This window comes from Flavobacterium sp. (assembly GCF_031409475.1).
Classification (GTDB): Bacteria; Bacteroidota; Bacteroidia; order Flavobacteriales; family Flavobacteriaceae; genus Flavobacterium.
In genome coordinates, this window is the sequence record NZ_JANNXH010000008.1 from 59,214 (window position 1) to 74,583 (window position 15,370).

Annotated in this window: 15 protein-coding genes and 1 tRNA gene; 5 read left to right on the forward strand and 11 right to left on the reverse strand. The window is 34.1% G+C overall.

All coding sequences use genetic code 11. The annotated features are described in order from the left end of the window. Positions 1-13: 13 nt before the first annotated feature. From RMO53_RS01585 to fahA, 7 genes are all read right to left on the reverse strand, one after another. The gene (locus RMO53_RS01585) at positions 14-1,153 is read right to left on the reverse strand and encodes an aminotransferase class III-fold pyridoxal phosphate-dependent enzyme (RefSeq protein WP_310377597.1); all 1,140 of its coding nucleotides are present in this window, start codon (positions 1,151-1,153) and stop codon (positions 14-16) included. A gap of 63 nt (positions 1,154-1,216) precedes the next feature. Beyond that, positions 1,217-2,194, reverse strand: coding sequence for an N-acetyl-gamma-glutamyl-phosphate reductase (argC, locus tag RMO53_RS01590; RefSeq protein ID WP_310377598.1), 978 nt, complete (start codon positions 2,192-2,194; stop codon positions 1,217-1,219). Positions 2,195-2,336: 142 nt separating this feature from the next. Further along, complete coding sequence (locus RMO53_RS01595; protein WP_310377599.1) at positions 2,337-3,530, reverse strand: argininosuccinate synthase domain-containing protein; 1,194 nt, start codon at positions 3,528-3,530, stop codon at positions 2,337-2,339. A 6-nt stretch (positions 3,531-3,536) separates the two neighbouring features. Continuing rightward, positions 3,537-4,154: a GNAT family N-acetyltransferase gene (locus RMO53_RS01600; protein ID WP_310377600.1), complete on the reverse strand. Its 618-nt coding sequence runs from the start codon at positions 4,152-4,154 to the stop codon at positions 3,537-3,539. Positions 4,155-4,590: 436 nt separating this feature from the next. Beyond that, positions 4,591-5,772 carry a hypothetical protein gene (locus RMO53_RS01605; RefSeq protein ID WP_310377601.1) on the reverse strand — a complete coding sequence of 394 codons (1,182 nt, stop codon included), beginning with the start codon at positions 5,770-5,772 and terminating at the stop codon, positions 4,591-4,593. 166 nt (positions 5,773-5,938) lie between these two features. After that, positions 5,939-6,460 (reverse strand): hypothetical protein, encoded by a 522-nt coding sequence (locus RMO53_RS01610; protein ID WP_310377602.1) that lies wholly within the window; start codon positions 6,458-6,460, stop codon positions 5,939-5,941. An 11-nt stretch (positions 6,461-6,471) separates the two neighbouring features. Beyond that, a complete protein-coding gene (gene fahA / locus RMO53_RS01615; protein ID WP_310377603.1) occupies positions 6,472-7,755 on the reverse strand; it encodes a fumarylacetoacetase in 1,284 nt (427 codons plus the stop codon). 108 nt (positions 7,756-7,863) lie between these two features. On the opposite strand from fahA, the gene glyA reads away from it, so the two are divergent. The 3 genes from glyA (at position 7,864) to RMO53_RS01630 (ending at position 10,423) form a co-directional block, all read left to right on the forward strand. Then, entirely contained in the window at positions 7,864-9,138 is a 1,275-nt protein-coding gene (glyA, locus tag RMO53_RS01620) for a serine hydroxymethyltransferase (RefSeq protein ID WP_310377604.1), read from the forward strand. A 94-nt stretch (positions 9,139-9,232) separates the two neighbouring features. Next, positions 9,233-9,826, forward strand: coding sequence for a tRNA-(ms[2]io[6]A)-hydroxylase (locus RMO53_RS01625; protein WP_310377605.1), 594 nt, complete (start codon positions 9,233-9,235; stop codon positions 9,824-9,826). Positions 9,827-9,928: 102 nt separating this feature from the next. Beyond that, entirely contained in the window at positions 9,929-10,423 is a 495-nt protein-coding gene (locus tag RMO53_RS01630) for a GNAT family N-acetyltransferase (protein ID WP_310377606.1), read from the forward strand. A gap of 11 nt (positions 10,424-10,434) precedes the next feature. Here the strand turns inward: RMO53_RS01630 and RMO53_RS01635 are convergent, their stop codons facing one another. Then, positions 10,435-11,322 carry a YitT family protein gene (locus RMO53_RS01635; protein WP_310377607.1) on the reverse strand — a complete coding sequence of 296 codons (888 nt, stop codon included), beginning with the start codon at positions 11,320-11,322 and terminating at the stop codon, positions 10,435-10,437. A gap of 193 nt (positions 11,323-11,515) precedes the next feature. Here RMO53_RS01635 and RMO53_RS01640 point away from each other — a divergent pair, with 193 nt between their 5' ends. Both RMO53_RS01640 and RMO53_RS01645 read left to right on the forward strand, forming a co-directional pair. Further along, positions 11,516-11,959 (forward strand): hypothetical protein, encoded by a 444-nt coding sequence (locus tag RMO53_RS01640; RefSeq protein WP_310377608.1) that lies wholly within the window; start codon positions 11,516-11,518, stop codon positions 11,957-11,959. After that, entirely contained in the window at positions 11,960-13,810 is a 1,851-nt protein-coding gene (locus RMO53_RS01645) for an adenylate/guanylate cyclase domain-containing protein (RefSeq protein WP_310377609.1), read from the forward strand. Here RMO53_RS01645 and RMO53_RS01650 read toward each other — a convergent pair whose 3' ends face one another. From RMO53_RS01650 to RMO53_RS01660, 3 genes are all read right to left on the reverse strand, one after another. Next, the gene (locus RMO53_RS01650; RefSeq protein ID WP_310377610.1) at positions 13,811-14,383 is read right to left on the reverse strand and encodes a pentapeptide repeat-containing protein; all 573 of its coding nucleotides are present in this window, start codon (positions 14,381-14,383) and stop codon (positions 13,811-13,813) included. Positions 14,384-15,009: 626 nt separating this feature from the next. Beyond that, a tRNA-Arg gene (locus RMO53_RS01655) sits at positions 15,010-15,083 on the reverse strand. A gap of 116 nt (positions 15,084-15,199) precedes the next feature. After that, a complete protein-coding gene (locus RMO53_RS01660; RefSeq protein WP_310377611.1) occupies positions 15,200-15,343 on the reverse strand; it encodes an SsrA-binding protein in 144 nt (47 codons plus the stop codon). Positions 15,344-15,370 lie beyond the last annotated feature (27 nt).

Genomic DNA, 15,370 nt, shown 5'->3' on the forward strand with positions numbered 1-15,370 from the left:
GTAAATGTTTTAATTATAATTTTAATTCTGTCAATGTTTCTTTCAAAGCGACTATAAAGGTATCAATATCAGCCTTTTTAATAGTCAATGGAGGTAAGATTCTTAACAAATTCTTATTATTGGCATTTCCTGTAAAAATATGTTTGTCGATAATCATTTTTTTGCGCAATTCCGAGACATCAAAATCAAATTCAACCCCCAACATCAATCCTTTACCTTTTACTTTAATCACTTCGGGAACTTGTTTGATAGCTTCCAAGAAATAAGTATAAACGTCATTCACGTTGTCCATTAATTTTTGATCTTCAATAACATCCAAAACTGCAATTCCTGCGGCACAAGCGAGATGGCTTCCGCCAAAAGTGGTGCCTAATAATCCGTAACTGGCTTTGAATTTTGGTGAAATCATAATTCCACCTATCGGGAAACCATTCCCCATTCCTTTGGCAAGACAAATGATATCGGCTTTAATGTTATGATATTGATGAGCGAAAAACTTTCCGCTTCTACCATAACCTGATTGTACTTCGTCGAGTATCAAAACTACTTCGTATTGTTTGCAAACTATTTCTAAAGCCTGAAAAAATTCAGTTGTACCTTCGTCTAATCCGCCAACACCTTGAATTCCTTCGATAATTACAGTACAAACATCGCCTTTTTTTAATTCGGCTTCTACCAAATCGATTTGATTCAAAGGCAAGAAAGTAACGATTTGTTGGGCGTTAATTGGCGCAACAATTTTCTTGTTATCGGTTGTTGCAACTGCCGCTGATGTTCTTCCGTGAAATGCATTTTCAAACGAAATAACACGAGATTTTCCGTTGTGAAAAGAGGCCAATTTCAAAGCATTTTCATTGGCTTCGGCACCAGAACTGCATAAGAATAAGGTGTAATCTTCATATCTAGAAAGTTTACCTAGTTTTTCAGCTAATTCCACCTGCAATGGGTTTTGAATTGCATTAGAATAGAATCCAATGTTGTCCAATTGATTTTTTAATTTGGTTACATAATCCGGTTGAGTATGACCAATAGAAATTACGCCGTGACCAGAGTATAAATCTAAGTATTCCACACCGTTGTTGTCTATAATTTTGCAACCTAATGCTTTTACAGGCGTGATGTTGTATAATGGATAAACGTCAAATAAGTTCATAATATTTATTTTAAATTATTTAACCCTTTCAGGGTTTTAAACCCTGAAAGGGTTGTTGAGAAACTAAAATCCGCTTGGTTTCAAATGTAATCCCGTGCTTTCGTCCAAACCAAACATTAAATTCATATTCTGAATGGCTTGTCCCGAAGCGCCTTTTGTTAAATTATCGATTACCGAAGTTATCAAAATCCGGTTTCCTTTTTTCATTAAACTGATGATGCATTTGTTCGTTTGCACCACTTGTTTCATATTGATGTCTGTAGTAGTAACGGTTACGAAGGGTTGATCTTTATAAAAATCTTGATATTTTGCCAGTACATCTTCCAAACTTTCTTCGATTGTTGTGTAAAGTGTAGCAAAAATTCCTCTTGCAAAATCACCTCTGTTCGGAACAAAAATCAATTCGTTTTTATAAGCCGATTGCAATTGATTCACGCTTTGGTTTATTTCGCCCAAATGTTGGTGATTGAACGCTTTGTAATGTGACATATTGTTGTTTCTCCAACTGAAATGCGTCGTTTCCGAAGGTGTAACTCCTGCTCCGGTACTTCCGGTTGTGGCGTTGATATGCACATCATCATTCAATAATCCGTGGGATGCTAATGGCAATAATGCTAATTGAATTGCTGTTGCAAAACAACCCGGATTGGCGATATATTGTGCACTTTTGATAGCCGTTTTGTTCAACTCAGGTAACCCGTAAACAAAAGATTTTCCATTGAAATTGTTGTCTTCTATTAAACGGAAATCATTTCCTAAATCGATGATTTTGGTTTGGTTTGAAAACTGATTGCTTTCTAAAAAAGAAATTGATTTTCCGTGTCCTAAACACAAGAAAACGACATCTACATTAGGATTTACGGTGTTGGTAAAATTCATATCGATGTCGCCCAGCAAATCGTGGTGCGCTACAGCAAGAGGTTTTCCTGCATTGGTTGTGCTGTAAACAAAATCCAATTTTGCGTTGGGGTGAAACATCAATATTCTGAAGAGTTCTCCAGCCGTGTAACCTGAACCGCCAATTATTCCGATAGTAATCATAATTTAATTTTTTAAAAAACTTTTTAGAAATTCCCTTAGATAGTAAATTCAAAATTAACCACAAAGTTCACAAAGAAGGCGCGAAGTTCAGAAAGCTTCGTATACTTTGTGCCTTCTTTGTGAACTTTGTGGTAAAATATTTTTAATCGTATTTCAAGTCGTTTACCGATGAAAATATATTCTGCGCATTTCCTAAAATCTTGATAAATCCTTTGGCATCGTCGGATGTCCAAGCGTTGTTCATTTCGCCATATTGTCCAAAACCGGTATTCATCAAATCATTTTTAGATTCGATTCCGTCAAGCGAAAAGTGATACGGTTTCAAAGAAACGGTTACGGTTCCATTTACCGTTTCTTGAGTTGATTCCAGGAAAGTTTCGATGTTTCGCATCACAGGATCCAAAAACTGCCCTTCGTGAAACAACATTCCGTACCAGTTTCCTAGTTGTTCTTTCCAGTATTGTTGCCATTTGCCGAGAGTATGTTTCTCTAACAAATGGTGCGCTTTGATGATAATTAAAGGTGCAGCAGCTTCAAAACCAACTCTTCCTTTGATTCCGATAATCGTATCTCCAACGTGAATATCTCTACCAATAGCATAAGCATTAGCCAGTTTTTCAAGAACTACAATGTTGTTTGAAGGTTTGTCAGCTACACCATTTACAGCAACTAATTCTCCTTTCAAGAATTCTAAAGTTACTTTCTCTTCACCTTCTTTTGTCAATTGAGAAGGATACGCTTCGCTAGGAAGTGGTTTGCTTGAAGTCAAGGTTTCTTTTCCTCCAACACTAGTTCCCCAAAGTCCTTTGTTGATAGAATATTGCGCTTTTTCCCAAGAATAATTCACGCCATTTTTAGCTAAATAATCGACTTCTTCTTGACGGGATAATTTCAAGTCTCGAATAGGAGTGATGATTTCGATTTCGGGAGCGATGGTTTGGAAAATCAAATCAAAACGAATTTGGTCGTTTCCTGCACCAGTACTTCCGTGAGCGATGGCAGTTGCACCAACAGATTTGGCGTATTTAATCGCTTCAATGGCTTGAAAAACACGCTCTGCACTTACTGATAATGGATAGGTATTGTTTTTTAACACATTTCCAAAAATCAAATACTTGATGGCTTTGTCGTAATATTTATCAACAATAGTTAGGTTTGCGTGTTTTGCAGAACCTAATTCATAAGCTCTGTCTTCGATAGCTTTTAGTTCAGCATCGTCAAATCCTCCTGTGTTGATTAATACAGTATGAACTTCGTATCCTTGTTCGTTTTTTAAATATTTTAGACAATACGATGTGTCTAATCCGCCGCTGTATGCTAATACTACTTTTTTCATTTTTGTTTATTTTTTTAAGAACAGTGCTTGTTTTATTTCTTTCAATCTGTTCCAAATCCGGACATTAAAGGGATGTTTTGGTGGTTCTTTTTGTTTTTCTTTTGGGTCGTATAACATTCCTGTACAAAGGCACATCTTGTTGTCTTTGCTCTTTAGAATTTCATAATTGGTGCAGGTTTTGCAACCTGACCAAAAGCTTGGATCTGTTGTGAGCTCTGAAAACGGAACTGGTTTGTAGCCCAAATCCGAATTGATTTTCATTACTGCTAATCCTGTGGTGATCCCGAAAACTTTGGCATCTGGATATTTTTTTAAGGAATAATCAAAGACAAATGATTTTATTTTTTTGGCTAAACCGTGATTTCTATAATCGGGATGAACAATTAAACCAGAATGTGCTACAAATTTATGGTGTTGCCAACTTTCGATATAACAAAACCCTGCAAATTTGCCATTGTCTAATGCGATAACGGCATCTTTATTTTCCATTTTTTTCTGAATGTAAGCAGGCGTTCTTTTTGCAATTCCTGTGCCTCTTAATTGGGCAGACAACTCAATTGTGTCGCATATTTCTTGCGAATATTTATAATGCTCTTCTTGTGTTATGACTATAGTAATCTTCATTTTAAAAGCTAAATTTTAAATTAAAAAAAGAGAAATGTATTTGTTTTGAAATGCCAATACTGTTTTTATTCTTCATTAAAATCTCAAAAAAATTAATTGAGAACAATGAAAATAGAATAGTGTTTTTAGGATATGATAATCCAATAAAATGGGTTGGTAATTTCAAAACGTAAAAATGAAAAATGAATAAAAATAAAACGAAACTCGCTGTGGAAACTATACTAATAGCATCCGTACTTCGGGAGAAGTTACAGGTCGGTTTGTCCGTGAGGTTGAAGTTATATGTAAACTTGATTTATTCATGGGTGCAATAATACAATAAATTTTGAAACATAAAAGAAATTCTTTGATTTGTAACAAAATTGGAGCGTAATGTTTTTTTTATTATTAAAAAAAAACTCCTTAAAAGTAAATTTTCAAGGAGTTATGAATTGGATTAATTTCTAAATCTATTTCGGCTGATGATGTCTTTGAGTTTCTTTTTTAAATCTTCGCCTGTGTCGTAAATCATTTGCTCACTTGAAGGAAAAGCAACAGCTCTACGATCAAAATAGGAATAATAATTATCGTCAGAAGCACGACGATCACCTTTATAAGTGGCGTAAATATTCTCGAAAATATAATCGCTTGTTACCGGAAAGGATTGTATTAATTGATTGGTTTTAAGATTTACATAATCTACTTTGGCTATAATTTGGCAGGATTTAAACTGTCTGAATTCATAAATCTTTACAGTTGCAGATACGAGATTATCAACATAAACTTCTTTTCCTTTATCGTCTACAACCACTTTCCCGTTGGCATCAATAAGTTTTTTCACCCCATCTTTTACTAATCGCTCTTTTATAAACTCTCTTTCTTTTATTTGCTCTGGCGAAATGTAGATTTCTCTAAAATTAACCATTAATCCATATTCATAATCGATATCTTTTTGTTTAGAACTGTGATAAACAGTCCATTTGTCATTCAATCCATACGTGCTGAAATCGAGTAAATCATTTTGTAAACGAGCTGGAATAATCATTCGGGTTTCGTTTTTAGTATAGACGTTTACAAAATCGGTTCCTTTGAATTGCGCTTCATCCATTAGCTTTAAAACATCTTTATAATTGGGGTTTATTTGATTGAGATAAGTCAAATCATCATACGCTTTTCGGAAATCCATTTTATTGGCAGTGCGCATTAAATTTTTGGTGTTGGTATATAAATAACTTGCTAATGCGTTTTTGCTTGATACGATTTGCTCATTATAATCATCAAAAGGGAACTGGGCATTGCGATTTTCGTTTAATAGTTTTAATGGAAGCAATGGTTTTATTTTTTCTTGACGGTTGTTCAACTGCAGATAGGTGTTGTACATTTGTTCTAATTGTGCAGGATTAGCGTCTTTGGCCAAAAGATTTAAAGTATTTAAATCACGTTCCTTCGCTTTTGTAAACGCTTCTTCGAGGAGATAAATATAATCTTGTTTCCCTTTTTTGTCTTTGTTGTTTTGCAAATTAGCAACGGCATTAGCAATAGCTTCGTCATAGTTTCCAGAGCTTAATAAATTTTGCGTTTGTTTTACACCGCAAGAACTTAGAGCGATAAAAGTCAAAAAAAGAATAATTTTTTTCATAGTAAATATTGAATCACTTTAGGTTAAATTCCTTGAAGCTCTGCTTCGATTTGTTTTTTTCCACAGATTACACTGATTTTCACAGATTTTTTTGTTTGTAAATTTGTGTTAACTTCTTCAAAACCTCTAGGGTTCTGCCCCGAGTTAGTTTAATGTTGGTTTTTAATTATTTTTGTTTTGGGCGGTATTCTAAGTCGTATTCACTTGTCCAAGTTTTGCCATCATCTTTAGAAATTTCTCCAAATTGGCGTACTTTATTCTCTTTCAGTTTATAAAAAGTAAGTCTTCGTATGGCAGTTGTATTTTTGTCGAGCGCAAAAGGTCTACTCAAAAATTGCATGGCATCATTTTCAAAACGCCCAGTGAGATATTCGTTGCTTCCGCCAGTATTATCGACCCAGTTTTGTTGCCATTGTTGGGTAGCGGCATTGTACGAATTATAACTTTTGCCACTATAAGTTAGCCCTTGTTGCACACTTGCTGATGTCCATTCTTCGAGAATTACACAATTGTCTAAGATTTTAGTAATGGTACTGTGTCCAGCAATTTTTCCTTTTAAATCATAGACTTCCCACTCGCCAACCCAGAAATCAAATTCAGCATATTTTGGGTTTTTATCACATGGTTTTTGTCCAAAAATGGAATTGCTCACCAATAGCATACTCAAAAAAAAGAAAAATTTTCTCATAACTTGCTCTTTTATTTCCTTACAAAAGTGGGTAAAAGTTTACTCGAAACTTCGCCAAAACCTAGTCGAACTTGTCCGTTTTGACAAAAACCTTTCATGATAACCGTATCATTATCATTGATAAATTTTCGGGTTGAACCATCATTTAATACAATTGGATTTTTTCCGCCCCAAGTTAATTCTAGCATAGATCCAAAGCTGTCCGCTGTTGGTCCAGAAATAGTACCTGAACCCATCATGTCGCCAGAATTTACTCGACAACCGTTCGAAGTGTGGTGCGCTAATTGCTGGCTCATTGTCCAATACATGTACTTAAAATTAGAACGAGAAATTACTGTTGCATTCGCATTTTCGGGCTGAATGGCAACTTCTAAATTAATGTCAAACGAATGTTTTCCTTTTTGTTGCAAATAGGGTAAAGGTGTTGGTTCTTGTTTTGGTCCTTTGGTTCTAAAAGGTTCCAAAGCATCCATGGTAACAATCCAAGGCGAAATTGACGAAGCAAAGTTTTTTGCCAAAAAAGGTCCAAGTGGCACATATTCCCATTTTTGAATATCGCGTGCGCTCCAATCATTCAATAAAACCATCCCGAAAATATAATCTTCGGCTTCGTTTACAGGAATATTTTCGCCCATAATATTAACATCGGTTGTGATAAAAGCGGTTTCTAATTCGAAATCTACTAATCGTGATGGCCCAAAAACAGGAGATGTTTCGCCGTTAGGCAAAGTTTGTCCCATTGGGCGATGCACCGGAATTCCCGATGGAACAATAGTAGAACTGCGTCCATGATAGCCTACCGGAATGTGTAGCCAATTGGGCAACAAGGCATTTTCGGGATCACGAAACATTTTTCCTACATTCGTAGCATGTTCTTTACTGGAATAAAAATCAGTGTAATCACCAATTAAAACAGGCAATTGCATTTCTACATCTTCCATTCTAAAGATTACAATGTCTTTATCTTTTGCATTATCCCGCAAAAGTGGATTTACAGCATCGAAAATTTCGGCAATTCTATTTCGTACCAATCGCCATGTTTTTTTTCCATCAGAAATGAAATCATTCAAAGTATCTTGCATGAACATATCATCAGTCAATTCGATACCTTCAAAGTAATTTAATTGTTGCAAAGCGCCTAAATCGATGGCGAAATCACCAATTCGAGTTCCTACTGTTACTACATTTTCTTTGGTTAAAAAAACGCCAAACGGAATATTCTGAATCGGAAAATCGCTGTTAACAGGAACTTCTAACCATGATTTTCTATTAGTATTATTGGCAGATATTGGCATATTTTTGTTAATTATTTTGTTGAAAATTACTCATCAAATATATTATAATCTGACAATTTACCAAACGTTTTTTTGTATTTTTGCCACAAATTAACTAAAAACACACAAATGCTACGCGACTCACAAATTTTCGACCTTATTTTAGAAGAACAAGACAGACAAATACACGGATTAGAACTTATAGCTTCGGAGAATTTTGTAAGCGATGAAGTCATGGAAGCTGCAGGTTCGTGTTTGACCAATAAATATGCTGAAGGATATCCTGGAAAAAGATATTATGGCGGTTGCGAAGTGGTTGATGTTGTGGAGCAAATTGCTATTGATAGAGCCAAAGAATTATTTGGTGCCGCATACGCCAATGTGCAACCACACTCGGGTTCACAAGCAAATACAGCGGTTTATCACGCTTGTTTGAAACCTGGAGACAAAATTTTAGGTTTTGATTTATCACATGGCGGACATTTAACGCATGGTTCACCAGTAAACTTTTCGGGTAAATTATATACGCCAGTTTTTTATGGTGTAGACGCAGCAACAGGACGATTGGATTACGACCAAATTCAAGAAATTGCCACAAGAGAACAACCAAAATTAATCATCGCTGGCGCTTCGGCTTATTCTCGAGATATGGATTTTGAGCGTTTTAGAGTCATTGCAGATTCAGTTGGTGCCATTTTATTTGCTGATATTTCACATCCTGCAGGATTAATTGCTAAAGGTTTGTTGAATGACCCAATTCCGCATTGTCATATTGTTTCAACAACTACGCACAAAACCTTGCGTGGTCCGCGTGGTGGATTGATTTTGATGGGAAAAGATTTCGAAAATCCATGGGGATTAACGACTCCAAAAGGAGAAATTAGAATGATGTCTTCCTTATTAGATTTAGCTGTTTTTCCAGGAAATCAAGGTGGACCTTTGATGCATATTATTGCTGCCAAAGCAGTCGCTTTTGGTGAAGCATTAAAAGATGAATTTTTTACGTATGCGATGCAATTGCAAAAAAACGCAAACGCTATGGCTGATGCTTTTGTAAAAAGAGGGTACAATATTATTTCTGGCGGAACTGACAATCACATGATGTTGATTGATTTGAGAAACAAAAATATTTCGGGTAAAGATGCCGAAAACGCTTTGGTAAAAGCAGAAATTACTGTAAACAAAAACATGGTTCCATTTGATGATAAATCCCCATTTGTAACATCAGGAATTCGTGTAGGAACACCAGCAATTACTACTCGTGGTTTGCTCGAAGAAGATATGGAAACTATTGTTGCTTTAATCGATAAAGTGTTGATGAATCACACAGATGAAGCCATTATCGAAGAAGTAGCCAATGAAGTAAACGAAATGATGAGCGAACGCGCCATGTTTGTTTATTAAAAAAAATGTTATGAGTTATGGGTTATGGGTTTTACGTTTAAACGCATAACTTATAACTCCCAACTCCCAACTCCCAACTTCTAACTCCCAACTCATGTCCACATTCAGATTAAAATTACCAACTGATCCACGTTGGGTAAATATTGTAGAAAAAAACATCGAAGAAATCTTGACTGATCACGCTTGGTGTGAACAAAAAGCAGCTTCGAATGCGATTACAATTATTACCATCAATTCTGAATATCCTGATTTAGTGAGTGATATGTTGGCTTTGGCCAAAGAAGAAATAGAACATTTTCAGATGGTGCATGACATTATCAGAAAACGTGGTTTGACATTGGGTAGAGAACGCAAGGACGAATATGTTGGCGAATTAGCACAATATATGAAGCGGAGCAATACCGGAAGTCGAGTTTCTGGTTTTGTAGAACGATTGTTGTTTTCAGCAATGATTGAAGCCAGAAGTTGCGAACGATTTAAAGTCCTTTCAGAAAATATTCAAGACGAAGAATTATCGCAATTTTATCGCGAATTAATGGAAAGCGAAGCTGGACATTACACCACTTTTATTACCTATGCTCGAAAATATGGACAAGGAATAGATGTAGAAAAACGGTGGAGAGAATGGTTAGAATTCGAAGAATCAGTCATTGCTAATTATGGCAAAGGCGAAACTATTCATGGATAATTTAAGTGATCAGTGTTCAGTTATTTAGTGTTCAGTTCAGAATACTCGGTTCTGTGTTAACTTCTAACCTCTAACTTTTAACGAATAACTTCTAACCACAAAATGATTACAATTACCCAAGCAACAACAACGGATATTGCTATAATACAAGAAATTGCACACCAAACTTGGCCTGTTGCTTACGGAGAAATTATATCACAAGAGCAACTGGATTATATGTTAAAGTTAATGTATTCCGAAAATGCATTGTTAGAGCAGTTTCAAAATCAACAGCAATTTTTTATTGCTTCAGAAGGAACTCATGCATTAGGATTTATAGCCATTGAGCATTATTATAAAAATGAATTATGGACCAAAATTCATAAAATTTATATTTTGCCCGAAGCTCAAGGCAAAGGCGTTGGTAAATTATTATTGGATAAAGCGGCATCATTAGCTATCGAAAATAACTTAAAAACATTGTCCTTGAACGTAAATAAATACAATAACGCAGTCGCTTTTTATCAAAAAAATGGTTTTGAAATTGTAGCTGACGAAGTTATAGAAATTGGGAAGGGTTATATAATGGATGATTATAAAATGGAGAAAAAGCTGTAATTCATGCGAGTCTAATGTTTGCTTCTATTTCTTAAAATTCCACCTTTAGCTTCCTTTATGTATTGAATGTAAGTAAATGCATCGGGATCGATTAGACTAATTGCCTCTTTAATTTTTAGTAATTCGAGTCTGGTTACCACTGTTACAATGATGTCACAATCTGATTTTAAATCGAAATTATCTGGTAAATAGCCACGTTCTCCTTTAATTACTGTTATTCCTTTTTTGAATTTTTTTACAATCAATGCCTTAATCAATTCACTTTGAGAGGAAATGATGTGTAAAGCGGTGTACTGTTCCAATCCATGAACAACATAATCTAGCGATTTAATTGCCGAAAAATAAGTTACAATTGAATATAAAGCAGTCGATATTCCAAAAAAACATGCAGCAGCAAGAAACAGTAAGGTATTCATTGCAAAAATTACTTCGGATACATTGAGACCAATTTTGCGTGTAGTTAATAATGCCAAAATTTCGAAACCATCTGCTGCAGCGCCACTTCTAATGCAAAATCCCATTCCAATACCAATGAGACAACCACCAAATAAAGCAATTAAAAGCCGGTCCGATGTAACAGCATCAATATGAATAAAAGTCATACTGGCAGCAATTAATAAAAAAGTGAGTAAGCTTTGCAAAGCAAAAGTTTTACCGAGTAATTTATTTCCTAAAAACAAAAACGGAAGGTTTAGAACAAGAACTAAAATGCCAAATGGTAAATGTGTAATTTCATGAATTAGAATAGAAATTCCAATTACTCCACCATCTAGAAAATTATTTGGTAGCATAAAACCCTTCAAAGCTAGAGTTATAAATGCAACGCCTATTAGATTAAGTAAAACATTTTTTAGATGAAATATTTCTTTCCAATTTATAGAGTTATGGTTTGTGTGCATAATTGTATATTTAGATTTAGACGTCCAATAAAGTACTAATTTAGTAAATAAATTCTGTTAATTGTAAATAAATTATCTATATTTGATGTCCCAATTATTTCATTACAAGTAAATTAACCTCATTGGTTGCCCCGCCAAATTATATAAATGGTCTTTATAAATATGTATTTATTAACCTTTAAATATTTTAATTATGGCAAAACCTGTAGTAATTACTTTGAATGTACAAGCCAATAGGCTTTATGGTATTCAAAATCCGACTCAATCGGATGTTGATAATTGTTGTTCGCTAAATGATGACAATAATGGCAATTCTCCCAATGGAACTATCGAAAGTTTCACTTCTATAGTGTATATCAATAATAATGTTAAGTGGGTTGGTGCTACTAATGATAGCGGATACACTGTTGCAATTACAAGTATTGTTTATGAACCAGATTCTACGGACGTTAATTTTTTTGATTGGCAAACACTTAACGGTTCTGGCGGAAGATCTGGAAATGTAAACGCAAATGTTAGAAATGATAATAACTTGCTTAATCAGCATGATGTGTATACTATTTTTTTCAGAGTTTATAGTTCTGGCACAGATTTTAAAACTTATAGTATTGATCCAAAACTAGCGATAAATCAATAAATGGAATTGAGATTTTTAAAATATTATTTTAAAGTCTCTACTACTATAGGTTTTTTGTTTTTTCTGAATACGACCGCTTTTACTCAAGAGCAAAAAGTGGCAGATAGTTTGGCAAAAATCTATAAAAATGGTAAAACTCTAAGCAGTTCTGAGCAATTAGAATTGCTTAGAAATTTATCTTTTAATGAAGTAAACAATTCTGCATTAGGATTGCAATATGCCGAAGAGCTTATTGCGCTTTCAAAATTAGAAAAAAACTATTTATATCTTCACCGAGGATACTTTCAAAAAGGGAATAAACACAGGCTTTCTGGAGATTTAGATAAAGCATTAGACGCTTTTATCAAAAGTGAAGAAGCAGCGATAACCGGACACTATCTTGTAGGTCAAGGAACAGCCTATTCGTCTATTGCTGATGTCTATTCTGTCATGGGCAATTCAAAAAACGCTGAAGTTTATTATAATAAAGCAATCGCAATATTAAGAAAAACGGATAATGTTATTGGCTTGGCCTCTGTATTATTAAATGTAGGTGAGGAATATTATAAAAATAAAAAATACGGAATTGCTTTAAAATATTTTGAAGAATCAGGCATCCTTTTCAAGAAGTCTAATTATTTAATTGGTACAGCTTATAATTTGGGTAATATAGGTATGGTTTATGCCGAGCAAGAAAAAGATGTTTTGGCAATGGAATATATTAAAAAAGCAGTTGCCATTCTCGAAGAACTAAAGGATTATTATGCCATTTCAGATTATCTCATTCACATGTCGGATATTTATTTGAAACAAAACGATTGGGAAACCGCTTTGAGTTATGCCAAAAGAAGTTTGAACCTAGCCGAAAAATATGGTCTAAAAGAGCAAGCCAGCAGATCAAATCGCAAGTTGTTTCAATTGTATGAAAAAGCGGGAAATCAAGCAAAATCTCTACAACATTACAAAGATCACATTGCGTATAGAGATAGTGTTACAAACCTCAAATCTGTTCAGCAAATTGCAGATTTACGAACCAATTACGAAGTTTCGCAAAAACAAATTCAAGTCAATTTATTAAAGAAAGACAAAGAAATTCAACAGCTCAAAGTCAAAAGACAACGCAATCTAATATATGCCACTATAAGTACACTCTTATTTATCATAATAGTAGCTTTTGGATTGTACAGACGCAACAAATTCATTCAAAAAACCAAAGCCATTATTGAAGAAGAAAGAAATCGATCAGACCGTTTATTGCTAAATATTTTGCCTGAAGAAACTGCTCGCGAATTAAAGCAAAGTGGTAAAGTTCGAGCCAAAAAATTTGAATCAGTTACCGTATTATTTACAGATTTTGAAGGATTTACTAACTATGCCGAGAAGTTATCTCCAGAACAGTTAGTAGAAAGTGTGGATTTTTATTTTTCGAAATTTGACTCAATAATTGAAAAATATGATTTAGAAAAAATTAAAACAGTGGGTGATTCCTATATGTGTGCTGGAGGTTTGCCTTTTGAGACTGAAGATCATGCTAGTAAAATGGCACTTGCAGCTATTGAAATTGCTCAATTTGTTCAGGATTCCAAAAATAATGCTACCGAAAACCAAACCCGTTTTAACATACGCATCGGGATAAATACCGGTCCAGTTGTAGCAGGAGTAGTAGGTACAAAGAAATTTGCCTACGACATTTGGGGCGATACGGTGAATATTGCATCACGAATGGAATCCAACTCTGAACCTGGTAAAATAAATATTTCCGAAAACACGTATCATCTGGTAAAGGATATTATTAAATGTGATTATCGAGGAGAAATCGAAGTAAAAAACAGAGGAATGTTGAAAATGTATTTCGTAAATGGAATTAAATAATTAGCGAACTACAATATCATATTTCATCAAAAGTCCTTTTAAACCTTCGACAGAAAATTGTGCTTTTTTTAATTTATTTTTTTCAGGATCAATAATATAATCGTAACTGGTTGTAAAGTTAGCCTTGTTTGCAATAGTATCAATAAATACGGCTCTTCTTAGGTTGCAATTATCAAAAACCACTTCGGTAAGATCGCTTGCCATAAAATCTACAGCAATCATGCTGCAATTAATGAACTGCATTTTTTTGAGTTTTAATGCATAAAACTGGGCATAATCCAATAAGCAATCCGTAAAATTAAATTCATAAATTACCTGATCTGTCATGGCAAAATTAACGCTTGTGAAATTGCATTTCGTAAAAAATACGCCACGTAAAGAAACATAATTTATTTTGGTGTCTTGAAAATTACAATCAACAAAATTACTGTCAATAAAAGTAACGGTTTTAAATTCGCAGTTTCTAAAATCACAATTTAGGAAAGTACAGTTTTCGAAATCTTTAAATTTAATTTCATTTTCATTAAAAATAACATTTTTGAATTCGGTGTCGATGATGTAATCAGGTAGCATAAGTTTTGTTTGATGGTGTAAAATTATAGTAAAATTGCGAATGATTTATATTTATTGGAAAAGACTTATTTAATCCAAATAATAGAATCATTAAATTTAGAACTTCAAAATAAAATAATCAATCTCATTTATTTTAAAAGGGTTTTGCTTCGCAATATCTAAAAAACCATGCCCAAAGTATCGGGATTGAAAATGCTATTAACAACAAAACGCTCCAGCGCGTTTTGTTGATTAATACCAGCTTAATTTTGAATTTACCGACAAAAATTAGTCGGCGTTTTGTCATTCTGACGCAGGAAGAATCTCATCTTTATACTCAAGTTTGTTGAGATTATTCCTGCGTCAGAATGACAAAGTTATTCCATTAATCCCGACGCTTCCGGACTAAAATAAAAAGGTATAACAACTTTTTTTGAAAAGGATTTTGCTTCGCAACATCCAACAAAACTCCGCTTTGATAATACTATTAACAAAAAAACGCTCAAGCGAGCATTGTAGACTTAATAATGGTTCTTGTAATGGATTTTGCTTCGCAACATCCAACAAAGCTCCGCTTTGAAAAAAGAAATAGTCTAAAAATAATTTCAAGCGAGCTTGATTATTTTTAGACTATTTCTTTTTATTCGTGACCTTGACTGGATTCAAACCAGTAACCTCTTGAGCCGTAATCAAGTGCGCTATTCAGTTGCGCCACAAGGCCTATTTTGTGGGTGCAAATATAGGTTATTTTGACAATCTTACAAACTGAAAATCAAAATTAAATCATTTTTTTAAATCTACCCGAAAGCTTACTGAACTACAATCAAAAATTTGAAATCAACAATCTAGTGCTCTTGTAGTTACATAATAGCGATAACCAATGATTGCCATTTGCCATTTCTTGGCTTTGGCCAAATCCAATCTTTTTTTTGTGAAACTCGGCAGAATAAGTTTATTTATTTGGGCTAGAATTTTGTACATTTCTATTTTTTATCAAAGATATAAAAA

Coding starts and splice junctions, on each gene's coding strand:
- RMO53_RS01585 (WP_310377597.1), bottom strand. CDS start 1,153: ATGAACTTATTTGACGTTTATCCATTATACAACATCACGCCTGTAAAA.
- argC (WP_310377598.1), bottom strand. CDS start 2,194: ATGATTACTATCGGAATAATTGGCGGTTCAGGTTACACGGCTGGAGAA.
- RMO53_RS01595 (WP_310377599.1), bottom strand. CDS start 3,530: ATGAAAAAAGTAGTATTAGCATACAGCGGCGGATTAGACACATCGTAT.
- RMO53_RS01600 (WP_310377600.1), bottom strand. CDS start 4,154: ATGAAGATTACTATAGTCATAACACAAGAAGAGCATTATAAATATTCG.
- RMO53_RS01605 (WP_310377601.1), bottom strand. CDS start 5,772: ATGAAAAAAATTATTCTTTTTTTGACTTTTATCGCTCTAAGTTCTTGC.
- RMO53_RS01610 (WP_310377602.1), bottom strand. CDS start 6,460: ATGAGAAAATTTTTCTTTTTTTTGAGTATGCTATTGGTGAGCAATTCC.
- fahA (WP_310377603.1), bottom strand. CDS start 7,755: ATGCCAATATCTGCCAATAATACTAATAGAAAATCATGGTTAGAAGTT.
- glyA (WP_310377604.1), top strand. CDS start 7,864: ATGCTACGCGACTCACAAATTTTCGACCTTATTTTAGAAGAACAAGAC.
- RMO53_RS01625 (WP_310377605.1), top strand. CDS start 9,233: ATGTCCACATTCAGATTAAAATTACCAACTGATCCACGTTGGGTAAAT.
- RMO53_RS01630 (WP_310377606.1), top strand. CDS start 9,929: ATGATTACAATTACCCAAGCAACAACAACGGATATTGCTATAATACAA.
- RMO53_RS01635 (WP_310377607.1), bottom strand. CDS start 11,322: ATGCACACAAACCATAACTCTATAAATTGGAAAGAAATATTTCATCTA.
- RMO53_RS01640 (WP_310377608.1), top strand. CDS start 11,516: ATGGCAAAACCTGTAGTAATTACTTTGAATGTACAAGCCAATAGGCTT.
- RMO53_RS01645 (WP_310377609.1), top strand. CDS start 11,960: ATGGAATTGAGATTTTTAAAATATTATTTTAAAGTCTCTACTACTATA.
- RMO53_RS01650 (WP_310377610.1), bottom strand. CDS start 14,383: ATGCTACCTGATTACATCATCGACACCGAATTCAAAAATGTTATTTTT.
- RMO53_RS01660 (WP_310377611.1), bottom strand. CDS start 15,343: ATGTACAAAATTCTAGCCCAAATAAATAAACTTATTCTGCCGAGTTTC.